This is a genomic window from Dietzia aurantiaca (assembly GCF_021033825.1).
Classification (GTDB): domain Bacteria; phylum Actinomycetota; class Actinomycetes; order Mycobacteriales; family Mycobacteriaceae; genus Dietzia; species Dietzia aurantiaca.
The window spans coordinates 173717-191850 of the sequence record NZ_JAIFXZ010000003.1; the positions used below are offsets into that span (position 1 = coordinate 173717).

The 18134-nt window shown below is 72.6% G+C and carries 16 protein-coding genes; 8 read left to right on the forward strand and 8 right to left on the reverse strand.

Annotation, left to right across the window (positions count from 1 at the left end; genetic code table 11):
* Nucleotides 1-61: 61 nt before the first annotated feature.
* Nucleotides 62-1264: a glycosyltransferase gene (locus tag K3888_RS05620; RefSeq protein ID WP_230929266.1), complete on the forward strand. Its 1203-nt coding sequence runs from the start codon at nt 62-64 to the stop codon at nt 1262-1264.
* 52 nt (nt 1265-1316) lie between these two features.
* On the opposite strand, the gene K3888_RS05625 is transcribed toward K3888_RS05620, so the two are convergent.
* Nucleotides 1317-1994, reverse strand: a complete 678-nt coding sequence (locus K3888_RS05625; RefSeq protein ID WP_230929267.1) for a DNA alkylation repair protein — start codon at nt 1992-1994, stop codon at nt 1317-1319.
* A 121-nt stretch (nt 1995-2115) separates the two neighbouring features.
* Here K3888_RS05625 and K3888_RS05630 point away from each other — a divergent pair, with 121 nt between their 5' ends.
* The 4 genes from K3888_RS05630 (at nt 2116) to K3888_RS05645 (ending at nt 6204) form a co-directional block, all read left to right on the forward strand.
* Nucleotides 2116-2550: a pyrimidine dimer DNA glycosylase/endonuclease V gene (locus tag K3888_RS05630; RefSeq protein WP_230929268.1), complete on the forward strand. Its 435-nt coding sequence runs from the start codon at nt 2116-2118 to the stop codon at nt 2548-2550.
* A gap of 1 nt (nt 2551) precedes the next feature.
* Nucleotides 2552-3736, forward strand: coding sequence for an alpha/beta hydrolase (locus K3888_RS05635; protein ID WP_230929269.1), 1185 nt, complete (start codon nt 2552-2554; stop codon nt 3734-3736).
* A 75-nt stretch (nt 3737-3811) separates the two neighbouring features.
* Nucleotides 3812-4741: a patatin-like phospholipase family protein gene (locus K3888_RS05640; RefSeq protein ID WP_230929270.1), complete on the forward strand. Its 930-nt coding sequence runs from the start codon at nt 3812-3814 to the stop codon at nt 4739-4741.
* Complete coding sequence (locus K3888_RS05645; RefSeq protein WP_230929271.1) at nt 4738-6204, forward strand: flavin-containing monooxygenase; 1467 nt, start codon at nt 4738-4740, stop codon at nt 6202-6204. Before K3888_RS05640 ends, K3888_RS05645 begins: the two co-directional genes overlap by 4 nt.
* A 53-nt stretch (nt 6205-6257) precedes the next feature.
* On the opposite strand, the gene K3888_RS05650 is transcribed toward K3888_RS05645, so the two are convergent.
* The 5 genes from K3888_RS05650 to K3888_RS05670 all read right to left on the reverse strand — a co-directional run bounded on the left by K3888_RS05650 (nt 6258) and on the right by K3888_RS05670 (nt 12618).
* Nucleotides 6258-7514, reverse strand: a complete 1257-nt coding sequence (locus K3888_RS05650; RefSeq protein ID WP_230929272.1) for a glutaminase — start codon at nt 7512-7514, stop codon at nt 6258-6260.
* A gap of 79 nt (nt 7515-7593) precedes the next feature.
* The gene (locus K3888_RS05655) at nt 7594-8001 is read right to left on the reverse strand and encodes a cupin domain-containing protein (protein WP_230929273.1); all 408 of its coding nucleotides are present in this window, start codon (nt 7999-8001) and stop codon (nt 7594-7596) included.
* 161 nt (nt 8002-8162) lie between these two features.
* Nucleotides 8163-8645 (reverse strand): hypothetical protein, encoded by a 483-nt coding sequence (locus tag K3888_RS05660; RefSeq protein ID WP_230929274.1) that lies wholly within the window; start codon nt 8643-8645, stop codon nt 8163-8165.
* Nucleotides 8642-11071: a molybdopterin oxidoreductase family protein gene (locus tag K3888_RS05665; RefSeq protein WP_230929275.1), complete on the reverse strand. Its 2430-nt coding sequence runs from the start codon at nt 11069-11071 to the stop codon at nt 8642-8644. Before K3888_RS05665 ends, K3888_RS05660 begins: the two co-directional genes overlap by 4 nt.
* A complete protein-coding gene (locus tag K3888_RS05670) occupies nt 11068-12618 on the reverse strand; it encodes an FAD-dependent oxidoreductase (protein ID WP_230929276.1) in 1551 nt (516 codons plus the stop codon). Before K3888_RS05670 ends, K3888_RS05665 begins: the two co-directional genes overlap by 4 nt.
* Nucleotides 12619-12747: 129 nt before the next feature.
* Here K3888_RS05670 and K3888_RS05675 point away from each other — a divergent pair, with 129 nt between their 5' ends.
* The 3 genes from K3888_RS05675 to K3888_RS05685 are packed head-to-tail and all read left to right on the forward strand — an operon-like array spanning nt 12748 to nt 15235.
* Entirely contained in the window at nt 12748-13692 is a 945-nt protein-coding gene (locus K3888_RS05675; protein ID WP_230929277.1) for an MTB12 C-terminal domain-containing protein, read from the forward strand.
* 5 nt (nt 13693-13697) lie between these two features.
* Complete coding sequence (locus K3888_RS05680) at nt 13698-14420, forward strand: ABC transporter ATP-binding protein (protein WP_230929278.1); 723 nt, start codon at nt 13698-13700, stop codon at nt 14418-14420.
* On the forward strand, nt 14417-15235 hold the full coding sequence (locus tag K3888_RS05685; protein WP_230929279.1) for a hypothetical protein: 819 nt from the start codon (nt 14417-14419) through the stop codon (nt 15233-15235). The genes K3888_RS05680 and K3888_RS05685 overlap by 4 nt, the downstream gene beginning before the upstream one ends.
* Nucleotides 15236-15470: 235 nt before the next feature.
* Here the strand turns inward: K3888_RS05685 and K3888_RS05690 are convergent, their stop codons facing one another.
* Nucleotides 15471-16295 carry a mycofactocin-coupled SDR family oxidoreductase gene (locus tag K3888_RS05690; protein WP_230929280.1) on the reverse strand — a complete coding sequence of 275 codons (825 nt, stop codon included), beginning with the start codon at nt 16293-16295 and terminating at the stop codon, nt 15471-15473.
* 287 nt (nt 16296-16582) lie between these two features.
* A complete protein-coding gene (locus K3888_RS05695) occupies nt 16583-18037 on the reverse strand; it encodes an aminotransferase-like domain-containing protein (protein ID WP_230929281.1) in 1455 nt (484 codons plus the stop codon).
* Between the last annotated feature and the right edge of the window lie 97 nt (nt 18038-18134).

The window sequence follows — 18134 nt, forward strand, 5'->3', positions numbered from 1 at the left end:
ACACGGCCAGCCGCGACGGCAAGCGGTGGCGACGGCGTGCGTCGGCGGGCACGGTGGCGGGGTGACCTCCGGCCCCTCCTCGACCCCACGGATCCGGGTCCTGTCCATCCCCGCCGGCCACGACTACGTCCGGCACGCCGTCGGCCCGGCCGCCGGCGTCGAGGTGCTGGCCGATCCCGTACTCGACCCCGCCGAGCCCGCGCGGTGGTGGCCGCACCCGGCGCTGGAGGCCGCGGAGCGCCCCGAGGTGCTCGACGGCGCCGACCTCGTCCACGTTCACTTCGGCTACGAGCACCGCACCCCCGGGCAGGTCGCGGAGTTCGTCGCCGCGGTCGGCGCGCGCGGATTGCCGCTGTTGGTGACCGTGCACGATCTGACCAACCCCCACGAGCCCGACCCCGCGGCGCACCTCGAGCGCACCGGACACCTGGTCCGCGGCGCGGATGCCGTCATCACGCTGACCGCGGGCGCGGCCGCCGAGATCCGCCGACACTGGGGCGTGGACGCGCACGTCATCCCGCATCCCCGGCTCATGCCGCCCGAGATCACCGAGCCGCACCGTCGGGGTCGGCTCGACACGCTTTGCGACCAGCACGCGCGTACCAGGGAACCAGCGCCTCGCGCGGTGGGCGTGGTGCTGGGCTCGCTGCGGGCCGGGGTCGCCGTCGAGGAACTGCTGCACCCGCTGGCCGCGGCCCTGCCGCCGGGCACGCGACTGGTCATGATGGTCCGATCAGATGCGCTGGCCGCGGCCCGCGAGCCCGGCCACCCCCGGCACGCCGCGGCGATCGAACTCGACCGACTCGGGCCGGCCGTCGAGATCCGCGAGCACGAGCACCTGTCCGATGCCGACCTGTGCGCGGCACTCGCCGGGTTCGACGCGCTCGTGCTGCCGCACCGCCACGGCACGCATTCCGGCTGGCTGGAGCTGTGCCGCGACCTGGGCCTCCCGCCGGTCATCCCCGCTATCGGCCATCTCGTGCAGCAGTGGGGCCCCGGAGCCGCGTCGTACGACCCGGCCCGCGTCAGCACGGAGGCGCTGACATCCGAGCTGCACGCCGCGCTCCCGGCCGCCCTCGAAGGCCCGCCGGTCCCAACCCGATCGCCCGATGCGGAGGACGCCGCCGTCGCCCGGGCCCATCACATCCTCTACCGCGAGGCCGTCCGGAATGCCGACCGCGATGCCGATCTCCACACCGGCCGGCCCCTCAGCAACCGCCGCTTGGTCAAACCCCTTCACGTTTTCCCAGGTGGCGATCACTGAACGCCGTGATCTCCGACCACTCGACGGCAGTGGGCGGCAGTGGGCGGCCGCGTCAGCCCTCCTTGCGGCGCACCATCTCGGTGATCCACTCCGGCGCGTACGGGGACGTGCAGTTGGCCGGCGTCGGGTAGTCCCGCAGGACGCCCAGCCGCTCGCCGATCTCCAGCGCGCGCGGCCGCAGGTCCGGGTTCTCGATCCCGATCTGCGCGAGCGTCGTGTTCATCTCCCACTGCAGTCGCTCGTGCGCCCCGGCCATCTCGGCCTCGATCTGGTCCAGCAACGCGGGCAGGTCCAGACCCTCGGGCTTCTTGACCACCCGGTCCGCGGTCAACGCCCAGCCGGCACTCGCCACGACCGGGTCCGCGTCGGCCAGCCACGCCACCCGCAGCTCCTCGGCGTGCGGGCCCTTCATCACGACGTAACCCACCAGCCAGTCGTGCACCTTGCGGGTGCGCGCCTCGCGGATCATCGCGTCGAGGTCGGAGGGCGAGAACTCCCGCGGCCGGCAGATGAGCAGCGCCAGCAGCCGCGCCGCCGAATCGCCGGTGCCCCACAACTCGACCGCCAGGGGATGGTTCTTCTTCACCCTCTTGGCCACGGCACGCAGCTTGGTGAGGTTCACCGCGTGATCGTCGCCGTGACGCTCGTTGACCTCCCGGATCCGGGCATCGGCGAGCTCCGCGAGCTCGGCCATCACGTCGTCGAGTGTGGGCGTTGTCGTCGTCGTCATGGCCCGTCGCCTCCGTCTCGCACCGTCACCGAACCGATCCCACCACCATACGAGCGCAGCCTCCGACGCCGCGGCGTGCGCACACGCGCGGTCACCGTGCCGCGCGCCCTATACTCACCGGGTGCGCCTGTGGAGTATCCACCCCGACCTCCTCGACCGCTCCGCGCTGGTCGCCGGGTGGCGCGAGGGCCTGCTGGCGCAGAAGGTGCTCCGCGGGCTGACCACCGGCTATCGCAGCCACCCGCAGCTCGAGCGGTTCCGCACGCTGCCCGATCCGGTCGAGGGCATCGCCACGTGGCTGCACGCGCTGGCGGATGCAGCGGACGCGCGCGGATACCGGTTCGACCGCACCCGCGTCGTGGCACCGGCGGGCGCCGAACGGCTCGAGCTCACCGACGGTCAGCTCGCGCTGGAGTGGGCACACCTGCGCGGCAAGGTCACCGCGCGCGACCCGGCGTGGCTGGAGCGGCTCACGGAGCCCCGCCCGCACCCGATGTTCGACCTGGTGCCGGGCCCGGTGGCCGACTGGGAACGCGCACCCCGGCCGGAGGCCTGACATGACGCCGCTGATCCCCCGCCCGCCGCGACGCCCGCTGCCGGCCGTGCTCGCGCCCGCCGCGGGATCGACGCTGCTCGCGCTCACTCCGATCCGCCGCCCCTTCGCCGCCGCCACCGCCGGCTGGGTGCTGAGCCTGCCGGCGCTGGAGCTGCCGCTGCACGTCGGCGTGCTCGTGGGTGCGGCGACAGCCCCGGCGCTGGCCCGCCGCAGCACGCGCCCGTCCGACGTGATCGGCGTGGGGATGGCGGTACTGACCTGCGCGGGACTGGGTCTGGTGTTGGCTCGGCAGCTCGCCGCCGGGCGCGTGCTCGACCGGGCCCTGGCGGAGCCGCACGACGTGGTGGGAGAGACGGCGGGAAAGTCGACGACGACGACACCGCCCTCGCCCCGCCACCGCACGCCCTGGCCCGCGGTACTGCTCGCGCCGTGGCCGAGCGTGCCGCGCGGCGTCCGCGCCCGCCGGGGCATGGTCTACGGCCCCGACCCGGCGGCCAACCGGTTCGATCTCTACACCTGTGCCGACGGAGCCCCGGCGCGCGGCGTGCTCGTCCACATCCACGGCGGGCACTTCCGGGCGGGCGCCCCGAGCCGCGAATCGCGGGCGATGCTGTTCGACCACGCGCGCCGCGGCTGGGCGGCGATCAGCGCCACCTACCACCTCTCGCCCACCCCCGAGTCGGGGTTCCCGCAGCACCTGGTGGACATCAAGCGGCTCATCAAGTGGATCCGCGCCGAGGGGCCGGACCACGGCATCCCGGCGACCACGCCGATCGTGGTGGCCGGCAGCTCGGCGGGGGCACATATCGCGATGATGACCGCGCTGACGGCGGGCGACGCGGAATACCAGCCGGGCTTCGAGGACGTCGACACCTCGCTGGCCGGCGCGATCGGTCTGTACGGCTACTACGGCCGGCTGGGCCCGGCGACCAAGGAGACGTCCGTCCCGGTGCGCCGCCAGGCAACCGGCGCGCCGCCGGTCGCGATCATCCACGGAACCCTCGACACGTACACCCCGGTCAAGGGCTCCCGGCGGCTGGTCAGGCACCTGCGCGCCGCCTCGACCAACCCGGTGGTCTACGCGGAGTTGCCCGGCGCCCAACACGGCTTCGACGCCGTACGGTCGCCGCGCTACCTCGCGGTGGTGGCGGCGATCCGCCGGTTCACCGAACCGCTTGCCGGGTGATCGGCGCTACCGTTAAACATCACTAACCACACGACGATCCACCCGATCACCCCATCACCCCAGGAGGGACCCCGGATGAACCGAACCGCCCTCGTCATCGGCTGCGGTGGGACGATCGGCGCAGCGTGGACGATCGCCGCCCTCCACGCGCTGGCCGAGCAGACCGGCTTCGAGCCCCGCGACGCCGACGTGCTGCAGGGCACCTCCGCGGGCGCCGAGCTGGTGACCATGCTGGGCGGCGGCGTCGGCATCGACGAACTGGTGGACATGCAGCGCGGCGAGGCCGAGGACCCCCGGCTCCGCAGCCACATCGCGGCCACGCCGCCCGGCGTCCCGCCGCTTCCCGGGCCGCCACTGCTCAATCCCGGACTCCTGCGGACCCAGTCCGGTCTGGCCGCCCTCACCGGCCTGGCCCCCACCGGGCGCGGTGACATGACGTGGCTGCAGCGGCTGGCCGACGGCTTCGAGGTGGGCTCCTGGCTGCCCCATCGCGCCGCCCGGATGATCGCCTATGACGTGCGGGCCGGCGAGCGGGTCGTGTTCGGCGCACCGGGCTCGCCGATCGCCACCGTCGGCGAGGCGCTGCGGGCGTCCTGGTCGACCCCCGGGTGGATGCCTCCGGTCGCCATCGGAGACCGGATCTTCGTCGACGGCGGTATGGGCTCGTCCGCCTCCGTGGACCTGATCTCGCCCGAGGACGCGGATCTGATCTACGTCGTCGCCCCCATGACCTCGGCGCCCGGCGTCCGCGTCCCCGGCTTCGGCGGCGCGGTCGAGTACCGACTCCTCCGGCGTCCGATGTCCGCGGGCCTGGCCGCCGAGGTCGCGGCGGTCCGGGCCCGCGGGACCACCGTCATCCCCATCCTGCCCACCGCCACCGACCTCTCCGGTCTGGGCGCCCACTTCATGAGCGCGTCCCGGCGGGTGGCGGCGTTCGAGCACTCCATGAGGACCGCGCCGGAGACCGTCCGCGCCGCGCTGTCCGCGAACGGGGCCGGCGTATGAGTCCTGCCCACCGGCGCGAACCGCGCGTGGTGATCATCGGGGCGGGGGTCGCCGGCATCACCGCCCTGCACGTCTTCCGCGAGCAGGGCTTCACCGACGTCACCGTGCTCGAGAAAGGCTCCGACGTGGGCGGGGTCTGGCACTGGAACCGCTACCCGGGCCTGACCTGCGACGTGCCCTCGCAGCTCTACCAGTTCGGGTTCGCCCCCAAGCCGGACTGGTCGCACGTGTGGGCCGACGGGCGACAGATCCAGCGCTACCACCGCCGGGTGGTCGACGATCTCGGCCTGGACCGGTTCATCCGGACGAGCACCGAGGTCGTCGCCGCCCGCTGGCACGAGGACGACGCCGCCTGGGAACTGACTACAGCCTGCGACGAGACGCTCCACGCCGACGTGGTGGTGTTCGCGACCGGGGTGCTCCACCACCCGTCGGTGCCGTCGATCCCCGGGCTCGAGGACTTCGCCGGCGAGGTGGTCCACACCGCGCGCTGGCCGGACGGGCTGGCCACCGCCGGACGGCGCGTCGCGGTGCTCGGTACCGGCTCCACGGGCGTCCAGGTGGTGTCCGCCCTCGTCCGGGACGCCGCCTCGGTCACGCATCACGTCCGATCGCCACAGTGGATCCTGTGGGCCCCGATGGGAGTGCGCCAACTCATCGTCGTCGGATCTGTCCTCCGGCGGTTCCCGACCGCCCACCGCGCGCTGTACGCGGCGCTGCAGTGGGGGTCGGGCATCCTCGCCGACATCACCACCCGGCCGTCGTGGCGACGACGCGCGGTGCAGGCTTACGCGCGGTTCTCACTGCGCTTACAGGTCCGCGACCCCGACCTGCGCGCGCGACTCACCCCGGCCGACGAGCCGCTGTGCAAACGTCAGGTGGTCTCGGGGACCTACTACCGCGCCATCCAACAGGACCACGCCGAACTGGTGACGGCGCCGATCGCCGAGGTGACACCCGGCGGGATCCGGACGGCCGACGGCGTCGAGCGCCCGGCCGACGTCATCGTGCTGGCGACGGGATTCCAGGCGCACAACTACATGTTGCCCATGAAGATCGTCGGCCGCGACGGACGGACTCTGGACGACGAGTGGCGCCACGGCCCGCGCGCCTACCGGATGACGGCGATCCCGGGGTTCCCGAACGCCTTCACCGTCCTCGGCCCCAACTCCCCGACCGGCTCCATCTCCCTGCAGCACACCGCGGAGCTCACCGCCCGCTACATCGCCCACTGGTTGGGGTTGCTGCGCGGCGGCCGGATCTCCTCGGTGGAGGTGACCGAGGAGGCGACCTCGGACTTCAACGCCGAGGTGGCCGACGCGATGGGCCCGACGGTCTGGAACACCGGGTGCAACTCCTGGTACTTCCACTCCGGCGGCGCGATCGATCTGTTCCCGTTCGACCGCGCCCGTCTCGCTGAGTTGCTCGCCGAGCCCGACCGCTCCCACTTCCGGGTGCGGTGACCGGTCGCGCCGAGTGTGACGGTCGGGGCGCGGTTCAGCGGCTGGAGCGTGGTTCAGCGGGCCGCGCGCCGGTAAACGGGCCGCGTCCCGTCCCCGAGATCCGGGTCGGGTAGTCGCCGGCCCGGGTCGGCCAGGCCCACCGTATGACCGTCCGCGGCCAGGCGGCGCATCCCGTCGAGCAGCATCCGGCGGGCGCTCGTGTTAACTGAGGGCACCCGGCTCAGGTCGATGGTCACCTCGCCCGGGCCGGGCGGGATCTCGGCGAGGCGGCGCAGGACGAGTTCGGCGCTGGCGAAGGTCATCGCGCCCTGCAGCCGGAACGTGCGCCGATCGGTGGCCTCGTCGTAACGCACCGAGCGGACCACCTCCACGTCGGTGACCGCGGTGTTCATCAGGTGCAGGTCGAGGTCACGGGACATCCGCTCGAACGCACGCACCCCCTCGACGCTGTGCCCGTGTGCGTCCAACCGCGGGGAGAACACCCCGAGGCCCACCTGGGCGGGCAGCGCACCAAGGATCCCCCCCGACACCCCGCTCTTGGCCGGGATACCGACGGTCGACATCCAGTCTCCGGCCGCGTCGTACATGCCGCAGGTGGCCATAACTGCCAGCACCTGCCGGGCCACCTCGTCCGAGACCACTCGTTCGCGGGTGACTGGGTTGACTCCCCCGGTGGCGAGGGTCACCGCCATCACCGCGAGATCTCGGACTGTCACCGTGTAGGCGCACTGCCGGGTGTACCCGCGGACCGCTTCGTCCGGGTCTCCGTCGATGATCCCGCCGGCCCGCACCAGGTTTGCCATGGCACGGTTACGGAACGCGGTGCGCAGTTCTGAATCGAGGACCGTGATGTCCACGTCGAGCGGGCGGCCCGCGAACGCCGAGAGCCCCTCCTGGACCGCCGTGTCCCGCTCGATCTCGGTCGCGTCCAGCGGCCCGACCAGGGTGTGCGTGGTGATGGCGCCGATGTTGATCATCGGGTTCTCCGGGCGGCCGGTCTCCGGCTCCAGCGAGATTTCGTTGAACGCGTCGCCCGACGGTTCCACGCCCACCTTCTCCAGCACGCGCCTGATCCCGCGGTCACGCAGCGCGAGAGCGTAGATGAACGGCTTGCTCATCGACTGGATGGTGAACTTCGCGTCGGCGTCGCCGGCGGTGTAGACGACCCCGTCCAGGGTGCAGGCCGCCACGGCGAACCGATCTGGGTCGACAGCGGCGAGCTCGGGGATGTAATCGGCCAGTTGGCCGTCGTCACCTAGGGAGCAGGCGTCGCGGATCTCGAGCAGATATTCGGGTACCGGCGTCTTCACGTCATCAGCGTGTCATGCCGGGGGCCCGGCGGCGGCGAGGACGCCGCCACAGGACCCCCGGGTCAGGTGCGTGAGTCGATCAGTGGTCGTGGTGGTCGTCGGCCTTGGTCGGGTGGACGGTGCCGTGAGCGTGCTCGGGCGGGGCGTAGAGCGAGTACACCTTGAGGTCCTCGTCGCCGATGTTGGTGACGTTGTGCCAGGAGCCGGCGGGCACGAGGATCACCCAGTCGTCGCCGACCTCACGCTCGAAGTCCAGCTGATCCTTCGCCGGGCCCATCTGCACGCGGCCCTTACCGGCCTCGACGCGCAGGAACTGATCGTGATCGTCGTGGACCTCCAGCCCGATGTCGTCACCCGGCTTGATGCTCATCACCGTGAGCTGCATGTTCGATCCGGTCCACAGGGTGGTCCGGTAGTTGTCGTTCTCGAGGGTGGCCTCCTCGATGTCGACGACATACGGGTTCGGACCATGATCGGTGGGGCTCATCGCTGTTCCTGTCCTGTCGAGGGGAGCACATGGCAGCCGGTCGGCCACCACCGCCGGGTTCCGGCGACTCCCGCGCTTCTGTCCGGTTCCAGACTGCCCGAAACGACCCGTTTCCGTGGCCCCTACCGGTCGCGGGGTTGACAGCCGGGCACCGGGCCCGGTCAGGAGACCAGGATCTGCGTGGCGTGGGACTTGAGCTGTGCTTCCGCCCACTTGGCCTGGCGGTGGGTCTCCGGCTGGCACTCCTCGGCCAGCTCGAGCAGTCGCATGTGCCGCACCCCCTGGGCGGCCTGCGCGAGGAGCAACCAGTCCATCTGCACCCCGGAGGCGTCCACATACACGTTCCGCAGGTCCTCGAGCATGAGTAGCTCCGGCGCACGCAGCCGGCCGATCAACTCCGAGCCCTTCTCGCGGATTCGGGCGGCCGGCCCGGACTCCAGCCGGGGAGCCGGGTCGAGGTCGAGCCCGTAGTCGACGCCGACCTCCGCCATCCGCCGCAGGTGGCGGCGCGACCATTCGGCGATGTCCCGGGCGACGTGGTGGATCTCGTGGTCGACGGCGTGCCGCTCGGAGACCAGCAGAAGCTGCCGACCCAGCCGCACCTCGGAGTGGTGGAGTTCGTGCAGAACGGGTGCGAGTTTCATCGCGCGCCTTCCTTCCTGGACTCCCGGTGCCCCGGCCCGTGGGCCTTTGCCGCAGTGGCCGAGTCCGCGACCCGCGTGATCCGGGCGGCCGCGGTCTTGAAGATCGGCTGCTTGGACACCGGGTCCCAGTCGGTGAGGGTGAGCTCGTTGGCGGCCCGACCGGCCGCGTCGTGAGCCGGGCCGTCGCCGGTCGGGGTGTCCCAGTAGCCGTAGTGGAACGGCAGGAACAGCACTCCGTCGCGGATGTCGGTGATCCGCACCGTCGCCCGGACGCGGCCGCGAGGGGTGGAGATCTCGGCGTAGTCGCCGGCGGTCAGCCCGGCGGCCGCGGCGTCGCCCGCGCTGATCTCCACCCACACCTCGGGCGCGGCGGCGTCGAGCTCCGGTGCCCGACCCGTCTTGGTGCGCGTGTGGAAGTGATAGAGCGTGCGTCCGGTGATCAGATGCAGCGGGTGGTCGTCGTCAGGTCTCTCGTGCGCCGGGAGGTACGGCGCGCCCTTGAGCATCGCCCGTCCCTCCGGGTTGAACACCTTGTATTCCCGCGCGTTCTTCGGGGCGCCCGTGACCAGGTCGCGGCCGTAGTTCTCGCACACATCGGGGTGGGCCCAGAACCGGCCGTCGGTGTAGAGGCGTTCGGTCCCGTCCGGGTTCTCTTCGTTGCACGGCCACTGCACACCGGACTCGCCGCGCAGCTTGTCGTAGGTCAGGCCGGTGTAGTCGCACAGGCGCCCGCGGCTGCACTCCTTCCAGGCGTCGAACGCCGACTCCGGATCGTGCCAGTGCACGAGCGGGCTGCCATCCTTGCCGCGCAGATCGAGGCGGCGGGCGTAGTCGAGGAAGATGTCCAGGTCGGCCCTGGCCTCACCGGGCGGCTCTACGGCCTTCTCGCACAGGTGCACGGTGCGGTCGACGTTGGTGAACGTGCCGGTCTTCTCCCCCCAGGTGGCGGCGGGCAGCACGACGTCGGCCAGCTGGGCGGTCTCGGTGAGGAAGATGTCCTGGACCACGAGCGTGAGCCGCTCCTGCGACAGGATCGAGCGGATCCGGTGCAGCTCGGGCAGCGACACCGCCGGGTTGGTCCCGCTCACCCACAGCAGTCGCAGCGAGCCGTCCTCGACGTAGCGCATCATCTGCATGGCGTGCGTTGGGGCGGTGTAGTGCGGGATCGCCATCGGGTCGACGTTCCACACCGACGCCAGGTCGTCGATGTGCGACGGGTTGGACCAGTTCCGGAAGCCCGCCAGGTCGCCGTCGGCGCCGCACTCGCGGGTGTTCTGCGCCGTGGGCTGGCCGTTCATCTGCAGCACGCCGCAGCCGGGCCTGCCCAGCATGCCGCGCAGGAGGTGGATGTTGTTGACCTGGATCGACGCCGCCGCGGCCTGATGCGACTGGTAGAAGCCCTGCAGCACGGTCGACATCAGCTTCTCCGCGCCCGCGAGCAGCCGCGCGGCCTCCCGGATCCGCCCGGCCGGGACGCCGCAGATCTCGGCGGCCCACTCGGGCGTGCAGTCGGCGACCTGCCCGGCCAGCGAGTCGTAGCCCACCGTGTGCGAGTCCACGTAGTCGCGGTCCACGGCGCCGGACTCGATGAGCTCGTGGATGAGCGCGTTCATCAGCGCCATGTTGGTGCCGGGCAGCGGCGCCAGGTGGAGGGTGGCGTGCGCGGCCACCGGGGTCCGGCGCGGGTCCACGCACAGGATCGCGGGTGGGTTGGGCCCGGCCAGCCGGTCGAGGATCCGCATCCACAGGACGCTCTGCGTCTCTGCCATGTTGTGGCCGTACAGGGCGATCACGTCGGCGTGGTCGATGTCGGTGTACGAGCCCGGTTGCCCGTCGCAGCCGAAGGAGGCCTTGAGCGCCGCGGCGGCGGTGGCCGTGCACAGCCGCGTGTTGCCGTCGACGTGGTTGGTGCCGATCCCGCCGTGGGCGATCACGCCCAGCGTGTAGTACTCCTCCGCGAACAGCTGGCCGCTGGTGTAGAAGCCGATCGCACTGGCCCCCTGCTCGTCCAGCAGCTCCCGCGTCCGGCCGACGACCCGATCCATCGCGGTGTCCCAGTCCGTCTCGACCAGCTGGCCGTTCTCCCGCACCAGCGGCCGGGTCAGTCGGTCCGGCGAGGAGTTGGCCTGCCAGCCGTAGAGGTCCTTGACGCCCAGGCGACCGTGATTGACGCGGTCGCCGGCCCGCCCACGAACCCCCTGGATGCGTCCGTCGACCACCGCCATGTCCATCGCGTCGCCGTTGGAATGCAGGATGGAGGCGGTCCGGACCCAGCGGTCCACGGCCTCCTCGCGCACGCCGTCCGCCAGGTGGGTGTCCACGCGGACCGGCCAGTCCTCGCCGGGCCCGTAGGCGGTGCGCTCGCCCCACGGCTGATCGATCCGCGTGGGCCGTGGTGTGCTGCTGTCGGGATGTGCGGGGCTCATCCCGTCCTCCCTTCGTGGTGGGCGTCGTACCTCGTGAGTCCGCGCGCGGCCGGCCCCTCGAGCAGCTCGCCGCACGCCGAGAAGCGCGACCCGTGCCACGGGCAGTCCCAGGACCGCTCCGCTTCGTTCCAGCTCAGTACGGCTCCCAGGTGGGGGCACAGCAGTCCGACGCGGCAGGTCTCGTCGTCGTCGCCCCTGGCCTGGCCCATCGGCCGGATGCTCGGCCGTGGCGGCCGTACGACCGCCTGCGCCGCGGTCGCGGCGAGTTGCGCCGGTAGCCCCGCCGCGAGTGGTACCGCGCCGCGGACGGTGCCGGTGATCGTGGGCCGACCGAACGATGTACGCGGTTCGCGCCCCTCGAGGCGGTCGACCATGACCCCCGCGGCCGCGGGCGCCGCCGCCAGTCCCCACTTGCTGTAGCCGCCGGCGAAGTGGACCCGCCCGCGTCCCCACGGCAGTGGTCCGGAGCGGGGCAGCATCGTCACCGGGTGGTAGTCCTGCGCGGACCAGCCGTGCGTGAGGCGCGCGCCCGGGAAGTGCTTCTCCGCGTACTCGCGCAGGGAGTCGAGCTTGTCGGCGGTCCCGGCGGCCGAGCCGGTGCGGTGGCCGTTGCCGCCGACGAGCAGCACCTCGCCGCCCGCGGCCGGGACCGCGCGCAGCGACCGCGCCGGGCTCTCGACGGAGACGTACATGCCCCCCGGTAGCCCTCCCGGGTAGTCGAAGGCGCACAGGTAGGAGCGTTCGGCCTCCATCGTCGCCACGGACGGGCCGCGGTCGAGCGCCGGCGTCGCCGTGGCCAGTACCACGTCGCGCGCGGTGAGGGTGGAGCGGCGGGTGGCGCCGCGCGCGGTCGTGGTGTCCGAGGCGTCGGAGGTGTCGACGACGACATCGCCCGCCACCGCGTCGACGGTCACGTCGACGAACGCCTCGTCCCCGCTGCCCCGCGCATCGAGGCCGGTGACGCGCGCGCCCTCCACGATCCGCACGCCGAGCGCCTCGACCGCCCGAACCAGCGCGGCCAGCGCCTCGGCGGGGTCGAACTGCAGCTGCTCCGGCAGCTCGACCGCCGTCTTGGCGGGGAACGGCACGTCGATCCGGTCGTACCACCGCGCGGGCAGCCCCAGGTCGCGAAGGGTCCGCATCTCCTGGCCCAGCGCGGACCCGCCTAGCAGGCCGCGCGAGAACGTCACCGCCCGCGGGCGCTGCACGGCCACGTCGTGGGTCTCGCAGAACTCTGCCCACCAGTCGAGGCCGTACTGGTTGGCGTCGGCGTAGGCGCGGGCGGTGTCCAGGCCGTGGCGTGACCGGATGGCGGAGAGCCGCGTGCCCTGCAGCACCGACACCTTGGCCGTGGTCGCCCCGCTGGCGCCCGCGCCGACGGTCCGCGCTTCGAGCACCACCACCGAGTGGCCGCGCGCCGCCGCCATGAGCGCGGTGATCAGGCCGGTGAAGCCCGCGCCCGCGACCACCAGGTCGACATGCTCGTCGGCGGGGATGTCGACTGCGGGGACGTCGATGGTGCTGCGCTGCCAGTACGAAGTGCCCATGGTGGCTTACCGTAGGACTGCCCAACCGCTGACGCATCCGCTCGACTTCCACCCCGGGACCGGACCAGGGCATTGCGGTCGTCGCACGACGATGTTGGCACAGTGTTAGGTGAGGCTTACCATAACGACGTGGATGGTGACCAGAACGACGACGACAACCCCGGCGCGTTCGGCGACAGCGGCCGGTTCGGGGCCGTGAGCCGGGGTGGCCGGGAGATCAACTGGCCGACCGTCCTGGTCTCCGGAGCGGTGGCCGCGATCGTCTCCTCGCTGTTCCTGGCCCTGGGAGTGGCCGGCCTTCACCGCAGCGATGCCCCGCCGGCCGAGATCGTGGTGGCCGTGGACCCGCGAGGGTCGGTGAGTGTCGACGGCCAGACCGTGGTGGACGGCGATGCGGCGGCGTTGTCGTCGTCGTCAGGCCTTCCGCCCGGCACCACGGCTACGGGCACCCCCACGGCTGCCCCGGCCGCGCCGGCCGAGGACGGCGGTGGACTGTCCCCCGCCACCGGCGCCGCCCCCGCGCCCTCGTCGGTTCCCACGCCCGGCGGCAGCCCCGCGGCCGTCGGTGACGCGGCTCAGGACGGCCGCTCGCAGGATGAGGCGCCTGCAGTTCAGGAGCAGGGCGAGGCGCGCGCCGCGGACGCAGGGCCCGCCGCAGGAGAGCGCGTGACCGGCTGGACGCCGCCCGGCCCACTGCCCGCCGATTTCGCGGTGACCACCGCCGACCCGACGCTCGACGACCTCAACGCGATCGTCCACCTGCTCGTGGCCACGCCCGCCGACGACGCCGCCAAGGCCCGCAACCTCGAGGCCGGCGCAGACGGGGTCGTGGTGCCGAAGACCGTCTACAACCTGGGGATCTTCCGCGCCCCGCAGGGCTGGAAGCGCATCACCGGGCCCGTCGAGCGCTCCGGCGACACCATCACCGCCACACTGCACAGCGAGTCCGCGGGGCGACCCAGCATCCGCACACGGGTGGTGTTCGTCCAGCGCGACGGCAACTGGAAACTGTCGACGCAGTCGGTGTGCGAGGGCGTGCGGACCGTCGGGTTGCCCGTCGCGTGCGGGGGCTGAGCGCGATGATCGAAGTGGCTGGGCTGACCAAGGCGTTCCGCGGCCGCGAGGTACTGCGGGGCCTCGACCACACCTTCGCCGACGGGCGACTGACCTACCTGCTGGGGCTCAACGGTGCGGGCAAGTCGACGCTGCTGCGCTGCATCGGCGGCGTGACCAGGCCCGACGCCGGCGCGGTGCGCATCGACGGCCGGGCCCCCGCCGCGTTCGAGGCGCCCGTACGACACCTGGGGATGCACCTGTCCGCCGACGCGTTCACCCCCGGCCACTCCGCGCGCCGGCACCTGAGGTGGCTCGCGGCACTCGGCGGGATCCCGGCCGGGCGGGCCGACGCACTGCTCGACGAGGTGGGCCTGGCCGCCGTGGCCGACCGGCCGGTGGGCGGATTCTCGCTCGGCATGCGACAGCGGCTCGGGATCGCGTCCGCGCTGGTGGGTAACCCGCGGACCCTGCTGCTCGACGAGCCGCTCAACGGGCTGGACGTGGCCGGCGTGCTGTGGATGCGCGGGCGCCTGCGGCAGTGGGCGGACGAGGGCAGGTGCGTGGTGGTGGCCTCGCACGCGTTGGCCGAGGTGGAGCGGACCGCCGACGAGGTGGTGATGATCGAGGACGGGCGTATCGTGACCGCCGGGACCGTCGCCGGGGTGCGGGGCTCCCACACCGATCTCGAGGAGGCGTTCGCCGCACACGTGCCGCGCGTCGCCCTCGGACACGCGGTGGTCGGATGAGTGCCCCGGCGGTCGTGGGCATCGCCCGCCCCGCCCGGGTGTTGTGGCGCAACATCTCCGGTGAGGCCGTCGCGATCGGCGGCCCCCGCAGCTTCCTGTTCCGGCTGACGCTGCCACTCGGCGTGCTGCTGCCCGTGCTCATCACGCTGGTCGTGGCGGCGGTGTCCGAGTCGCTGAACACCCGCGACGGACTGCTCGGCGTGACCGCGGTGAGCACCGCCAACTCCGTGTACTGGCTGCTGTGGATCGGCGTGACCGTGTTCGCGGTCTCGGCCGCCTACCGCCAGGCCGAGAGCGAGGCCGGGCCGGTCGCCGAGACCCGCCGGTACGCCTCCCCGAGGCTGTTGACCAGTATGTTCGCACGCTGGGTGGTGCTCGGCGGGCTGGCCGCGGTCCTGCTCGGGATCGCGACGATGCTCACCATGCTCGCGCTGCCCGTGTTCTTTCCCGGCGTCCACTCCGAGGTCGACGCGTTCACCCCAGAGGGCGTGCGCTTCCTGTGGGCACTGCCGGTCTACGCATTCGGCGCGGTCGGGGTGGGGCTGGGGATCGGCGCGCTGATCCTCTCCGCGCCGGCGGCGGTGGCGGTGTTGACCGTGTGGTCGCTGCTCGTGGAGAACGCGGTGATCCTGCTGCCGCGCGGCGACGTGCTCACCCGGTTCATGCCGTTCCTCAACGGCGTCTACGGCAGTGGGCAGGACCTCGCGCTCGACCCGGCGTGGGGCCGTGGCGGGGCGCTGGCCTACCTCTGCCTGATCGCGCTGGCGCTCGTGCTGGCCGGGTGGCTGCGCACCCGGGCCGCCCGCCGGCGCTGAATCGCCGCCTCCCGCTCAGGGGCCCACACCGTCCGCTCCCCATGATGAACTCCCGCCCCGGCCGCGCGACTCACGCCGAGCCGAGGGCTCCATCGAGAAGCGGAAAGCGCACAGACTCACTCGGGCGATGCGGGCCGAACCCTCTTCCCGACGCGGCCGGGTGGCGATGCGGCGAGGCGGCGGGGCGGCCAGGTGATCGGGCAGCAGGCGTCAGGCGCCGCAGAGGCCACGTGCACTACTTGCCGGTGAACCCGGCGTCCACGGGGAGCGTGATGCCGGTGATGTGCCGTCCCGACTCCTCCACCAGGTAGAGCACCGCGCGCGAGATGTCGATGGGGTCGAGCATCGGCACCGGCATCGCGTTGCCCATCGTGTGCCCGGCCGGGTTGCCGGCGAACCAGGCCTGCATCTCGGCGTGCGACACCATCGCGGTGGGCACGCCGGCCGGGTGGATGGTGTTGATGCGGATGCCGTGCGGCGCCAGCCAGATCATGAGACTGCGCATGATGCCCACCACGCCGTGCTTACTGGCGGTGTACCCGGTCACGGCGCCGCTGCCGTCGCCGCCGCGGCCGGTCAGGCCGTTCGTGGACGAGATGAGCACGATCGATCCGCCCTGATCCCGCTCGACCATCAGCGGCGCGATCGCGTGGACGGTGTTCCACACGCCGACCAGGTTGACCATGATCGTGTCGATGAACGCGACCTGCGCATCCGGCTCCTGCCCGCGCTGGAGGTTGATGCCCGCGTTGGCCACGACGATGTCCGGCACGCCGAACGCCTCGACACACCTGTCCACGGCCGCGGCGACGTCGGCGGTCTCGCGCACATCGCCCTTCACCGCCACGATCTCACCGCCGACCGCCTCCACCTCGGCGACGGTCTGATCGAGATCCGACTTTGTGGCCAGGGCATACGGCACCGACGCGATGTCGTCGCAGATGTCGAGGGCGAGGATGCGGGCCCCGCGCCGCGCCAGCTCCACCGCGTGACTGCGCCCCTGGCCCCGGGCCGCGCCGGTGATGAAGGCGACCTTGCCCGCGAGTGACTGCTGTTCCATGTGCTCCACGCTCCTGCTCACAATGCCCGGACGGCGATCTGCCGGGCCGCCGGGCGGCGACCTGACTACTGTCAGAATCTAAGCACCGAAACATGCCCGCGTCCCTCGGTTGCAAGACATTGCTCCCAGTTTGCAAGACCACAGGTGCGACGAACGGGGTCAGAATCGCACCGGGTGTCTTGCAGTCGCGAGGGCATGTCTTGCAACCGGGGAAAGGAGCGGCGATGCAGCGGTGGGCAGCGGTGGGCAGCAGCGACGCGGCGATGGGAAGCGCCCGCCGATGCGGATCAGCCCAAACTCGTCGCCGCCAGCACCTCGCGCAGCGCCACAGCGAACGAATCCGCATCCCGCGCGACCAGCCGCGAATAGCTCAGTACCAGCCCCGACACCGGATGCCGCGCGGACTGGCTACTCAGCGAGCGCGTCCGCCACCCGGCCCGCTCGAGTGCGTGCACCACGTCGTCGTCGTCATACCCAGGCAACATCACGCACAGGTGGAGCCCCGCCTCTACGCCTGACACGTCCACGGTCGGGCACTCGCGCGCCAGCGCCGCCACCAGGCGCGCGCGCCGATCGTTGTACACCCGCGCCGCCCGCGCCAGGTGCCGATCCATCGCGCCCGAGGCCATGAACCCGCCCAGCGCGTCCGCGGGCAGCGACGACGGCCCGCGCCGGTGCACCGCCAGCCACCGCCCGACCTCGCGGCGTAACCCGGCCGGCGGCAGGCACCAGGCGACACGCAGGTCAGGGGCCACGGACTTCGACGACGTGCCCACGTACGCCACGCACCCCTCGGCGCCCGGCAGCGTCGCGAGCGCGGGCAACGGGGCGACGCCGTAGCAGAACTCGCCGTCATAGTCGTCCTCGATCACCAGCGAGCCCGTCCGCCGCGCCCACTCCACCAGCGCGACCCGCCGCTCGACGCTCATCCGATGGCCGAGCGGGTACTGGTGCGCGGGCGTGGTGAACACGATCGCGGGCGTCTCGCCCAGGCACCCGGCGTCGAGGCCGTCCGGGTCGACGGGGTGAAAGTGCACGTCCAGGCCCTGCTCGCGCGCCATGAGCAGCGCGCCGCGGTAGCCGGGATCCTCCATGTGGAACGGGATCGCGGCGGGGCGCGACTGGCCGACACGCGCGCGCCCGGCGACGAACGCGGCGCACAGGGCGGCGATCGCCGAGCGCGACGAGTCGAACAGCAACGGGTCCGCGTCGGCGATCCCGCGATGCCGCCGCAGGTGCCCCGCCAACGCCGCGCGCACCGTCGGACTCGGCTCCTCCCACGGGTTGACCCCCGCGAGCCCCTGCGCCGCGGCCGCCCGCACCGCAGACCGCCACGCACGCTCCTCCACCAGCGCGGCGTCCGGGATCCCGGGACGCAGGTCGCGCGGCGATCGCCCCCGACGGGGCTCGGATAGGGGCGACGACGACGAGGCCTCAGCCGCAGCACCGTCACTCCGCCGGGTCCGGGCACCCGCGCGGGCGGCCTGCGCAGCGCCCCGGCTGACGCGGGTGCCGGAGCCGTGTTCGGAGGCCACGAAGCCGGCGGCGGCGAGTTCGTCGAACGCGCGGACCACCGTGCCGCGCGAAAGGCCCGTCTGCTCGGCCAGCGTGCGCGTGGACGGCAGGCGGTCGCCGTCGGCCAGGGCGCCGTCCGCGATGCGCTCGACGATCGCCTCCACCAGATCCGCGGCACCCGACACCGGCCCCAGGACCAGGGTGCCGGGGCGGGAGGTGCGGGACATGGACCAAGCGTAGGCGGCGACCGCGGTCACGAGGCCGGAGAAGTCGCCCGCCAGCGTGTAGCATTCACCGGCAGTGGGGGAGTATCCATCACGCTGT

Coding starts and splice junctions, on each gene's coding strand:
- K3888_RS05625 (WP_230929267.1), bottom strand. CDS start 1,994: ATGACGACGACGACAACGCCCACACTCGACGACGTGATGGCCGAGCTC.
- K3888_RS05635 (WP_230929269.1), top strand. CDS start 2,552: ATGACGCCGCTGATCCCCCGCCCGCCGCGACGCCCGCTGCCGGCCGTG.
- K3888_RS05640 (WP_230929270.1), top strand. CDS start 3,812: ATGAACCGAACCGCCCTCGTCATCGGCTGCGGTGGGACGATCGGCGCA.
- K3888_RS05645 (WP_230929271.1), top strand. CDS start 4,738: ATGAGTCCTGCCCACCGGCGCGAACCGCGCGTGGTGATCATCGGGGCG.
- K3888_RS05655 (WP_230929273.1), bottom strand. CDS start 8,001: ATGAGCCCCACCGATCATGGTCCGAACCCGTATGTCGTCGACATCGAG.
- K3888_RS05660 (WP_230929274.1), bottom strand. CDS start 8,645: ATGAAACTCGCACCCGTTCTGCACGAACTCCACCACTCCGAGGTGCGG.
- K3888_RS05665 (WP_230929275.1), bottom strand. CDS start 11,071: ATGAGCCCCGCACATCCCGACAGCAGCACACCACGGCCCACGCGGATC.
- K3888_RS05670 (WP_230929276.1), bottom strand. CDS start 12,618: ATGGGCACTTCGTACTGGCAGCGCAGCACCATCGACGTCCCCGCAGTC.
- K3888_RS05680 (WP_230929278.1), top strand. CDS start 13,698: ATGATCGAAGTGGCTGGGCTGACCAAGGCGTTCCGCGGCCGCGAGGTA.
- K3888_RS05685 (WP_230929279.1), top strand. CDS start 14,417: ATGAGTGCCCCGGCGGTCGTGGGCATCGCCCGCCCCGCCCGGGTGTTG.
- K3888_RS05690 (WP_230929280.1), bottom strand. CDS start 16,295: ATGGAACAGCAGTCACTCGCGGGCAAGGTCGCCTTCATCACCGGCGCG.
- K3888_RS05695 (WP_230929281.1), bottom strand. CDS start 18,037: ATGTCCCGCACCTCCCGCCCCGGCACCCTGGTCCTGGGGCCGGTGTCG.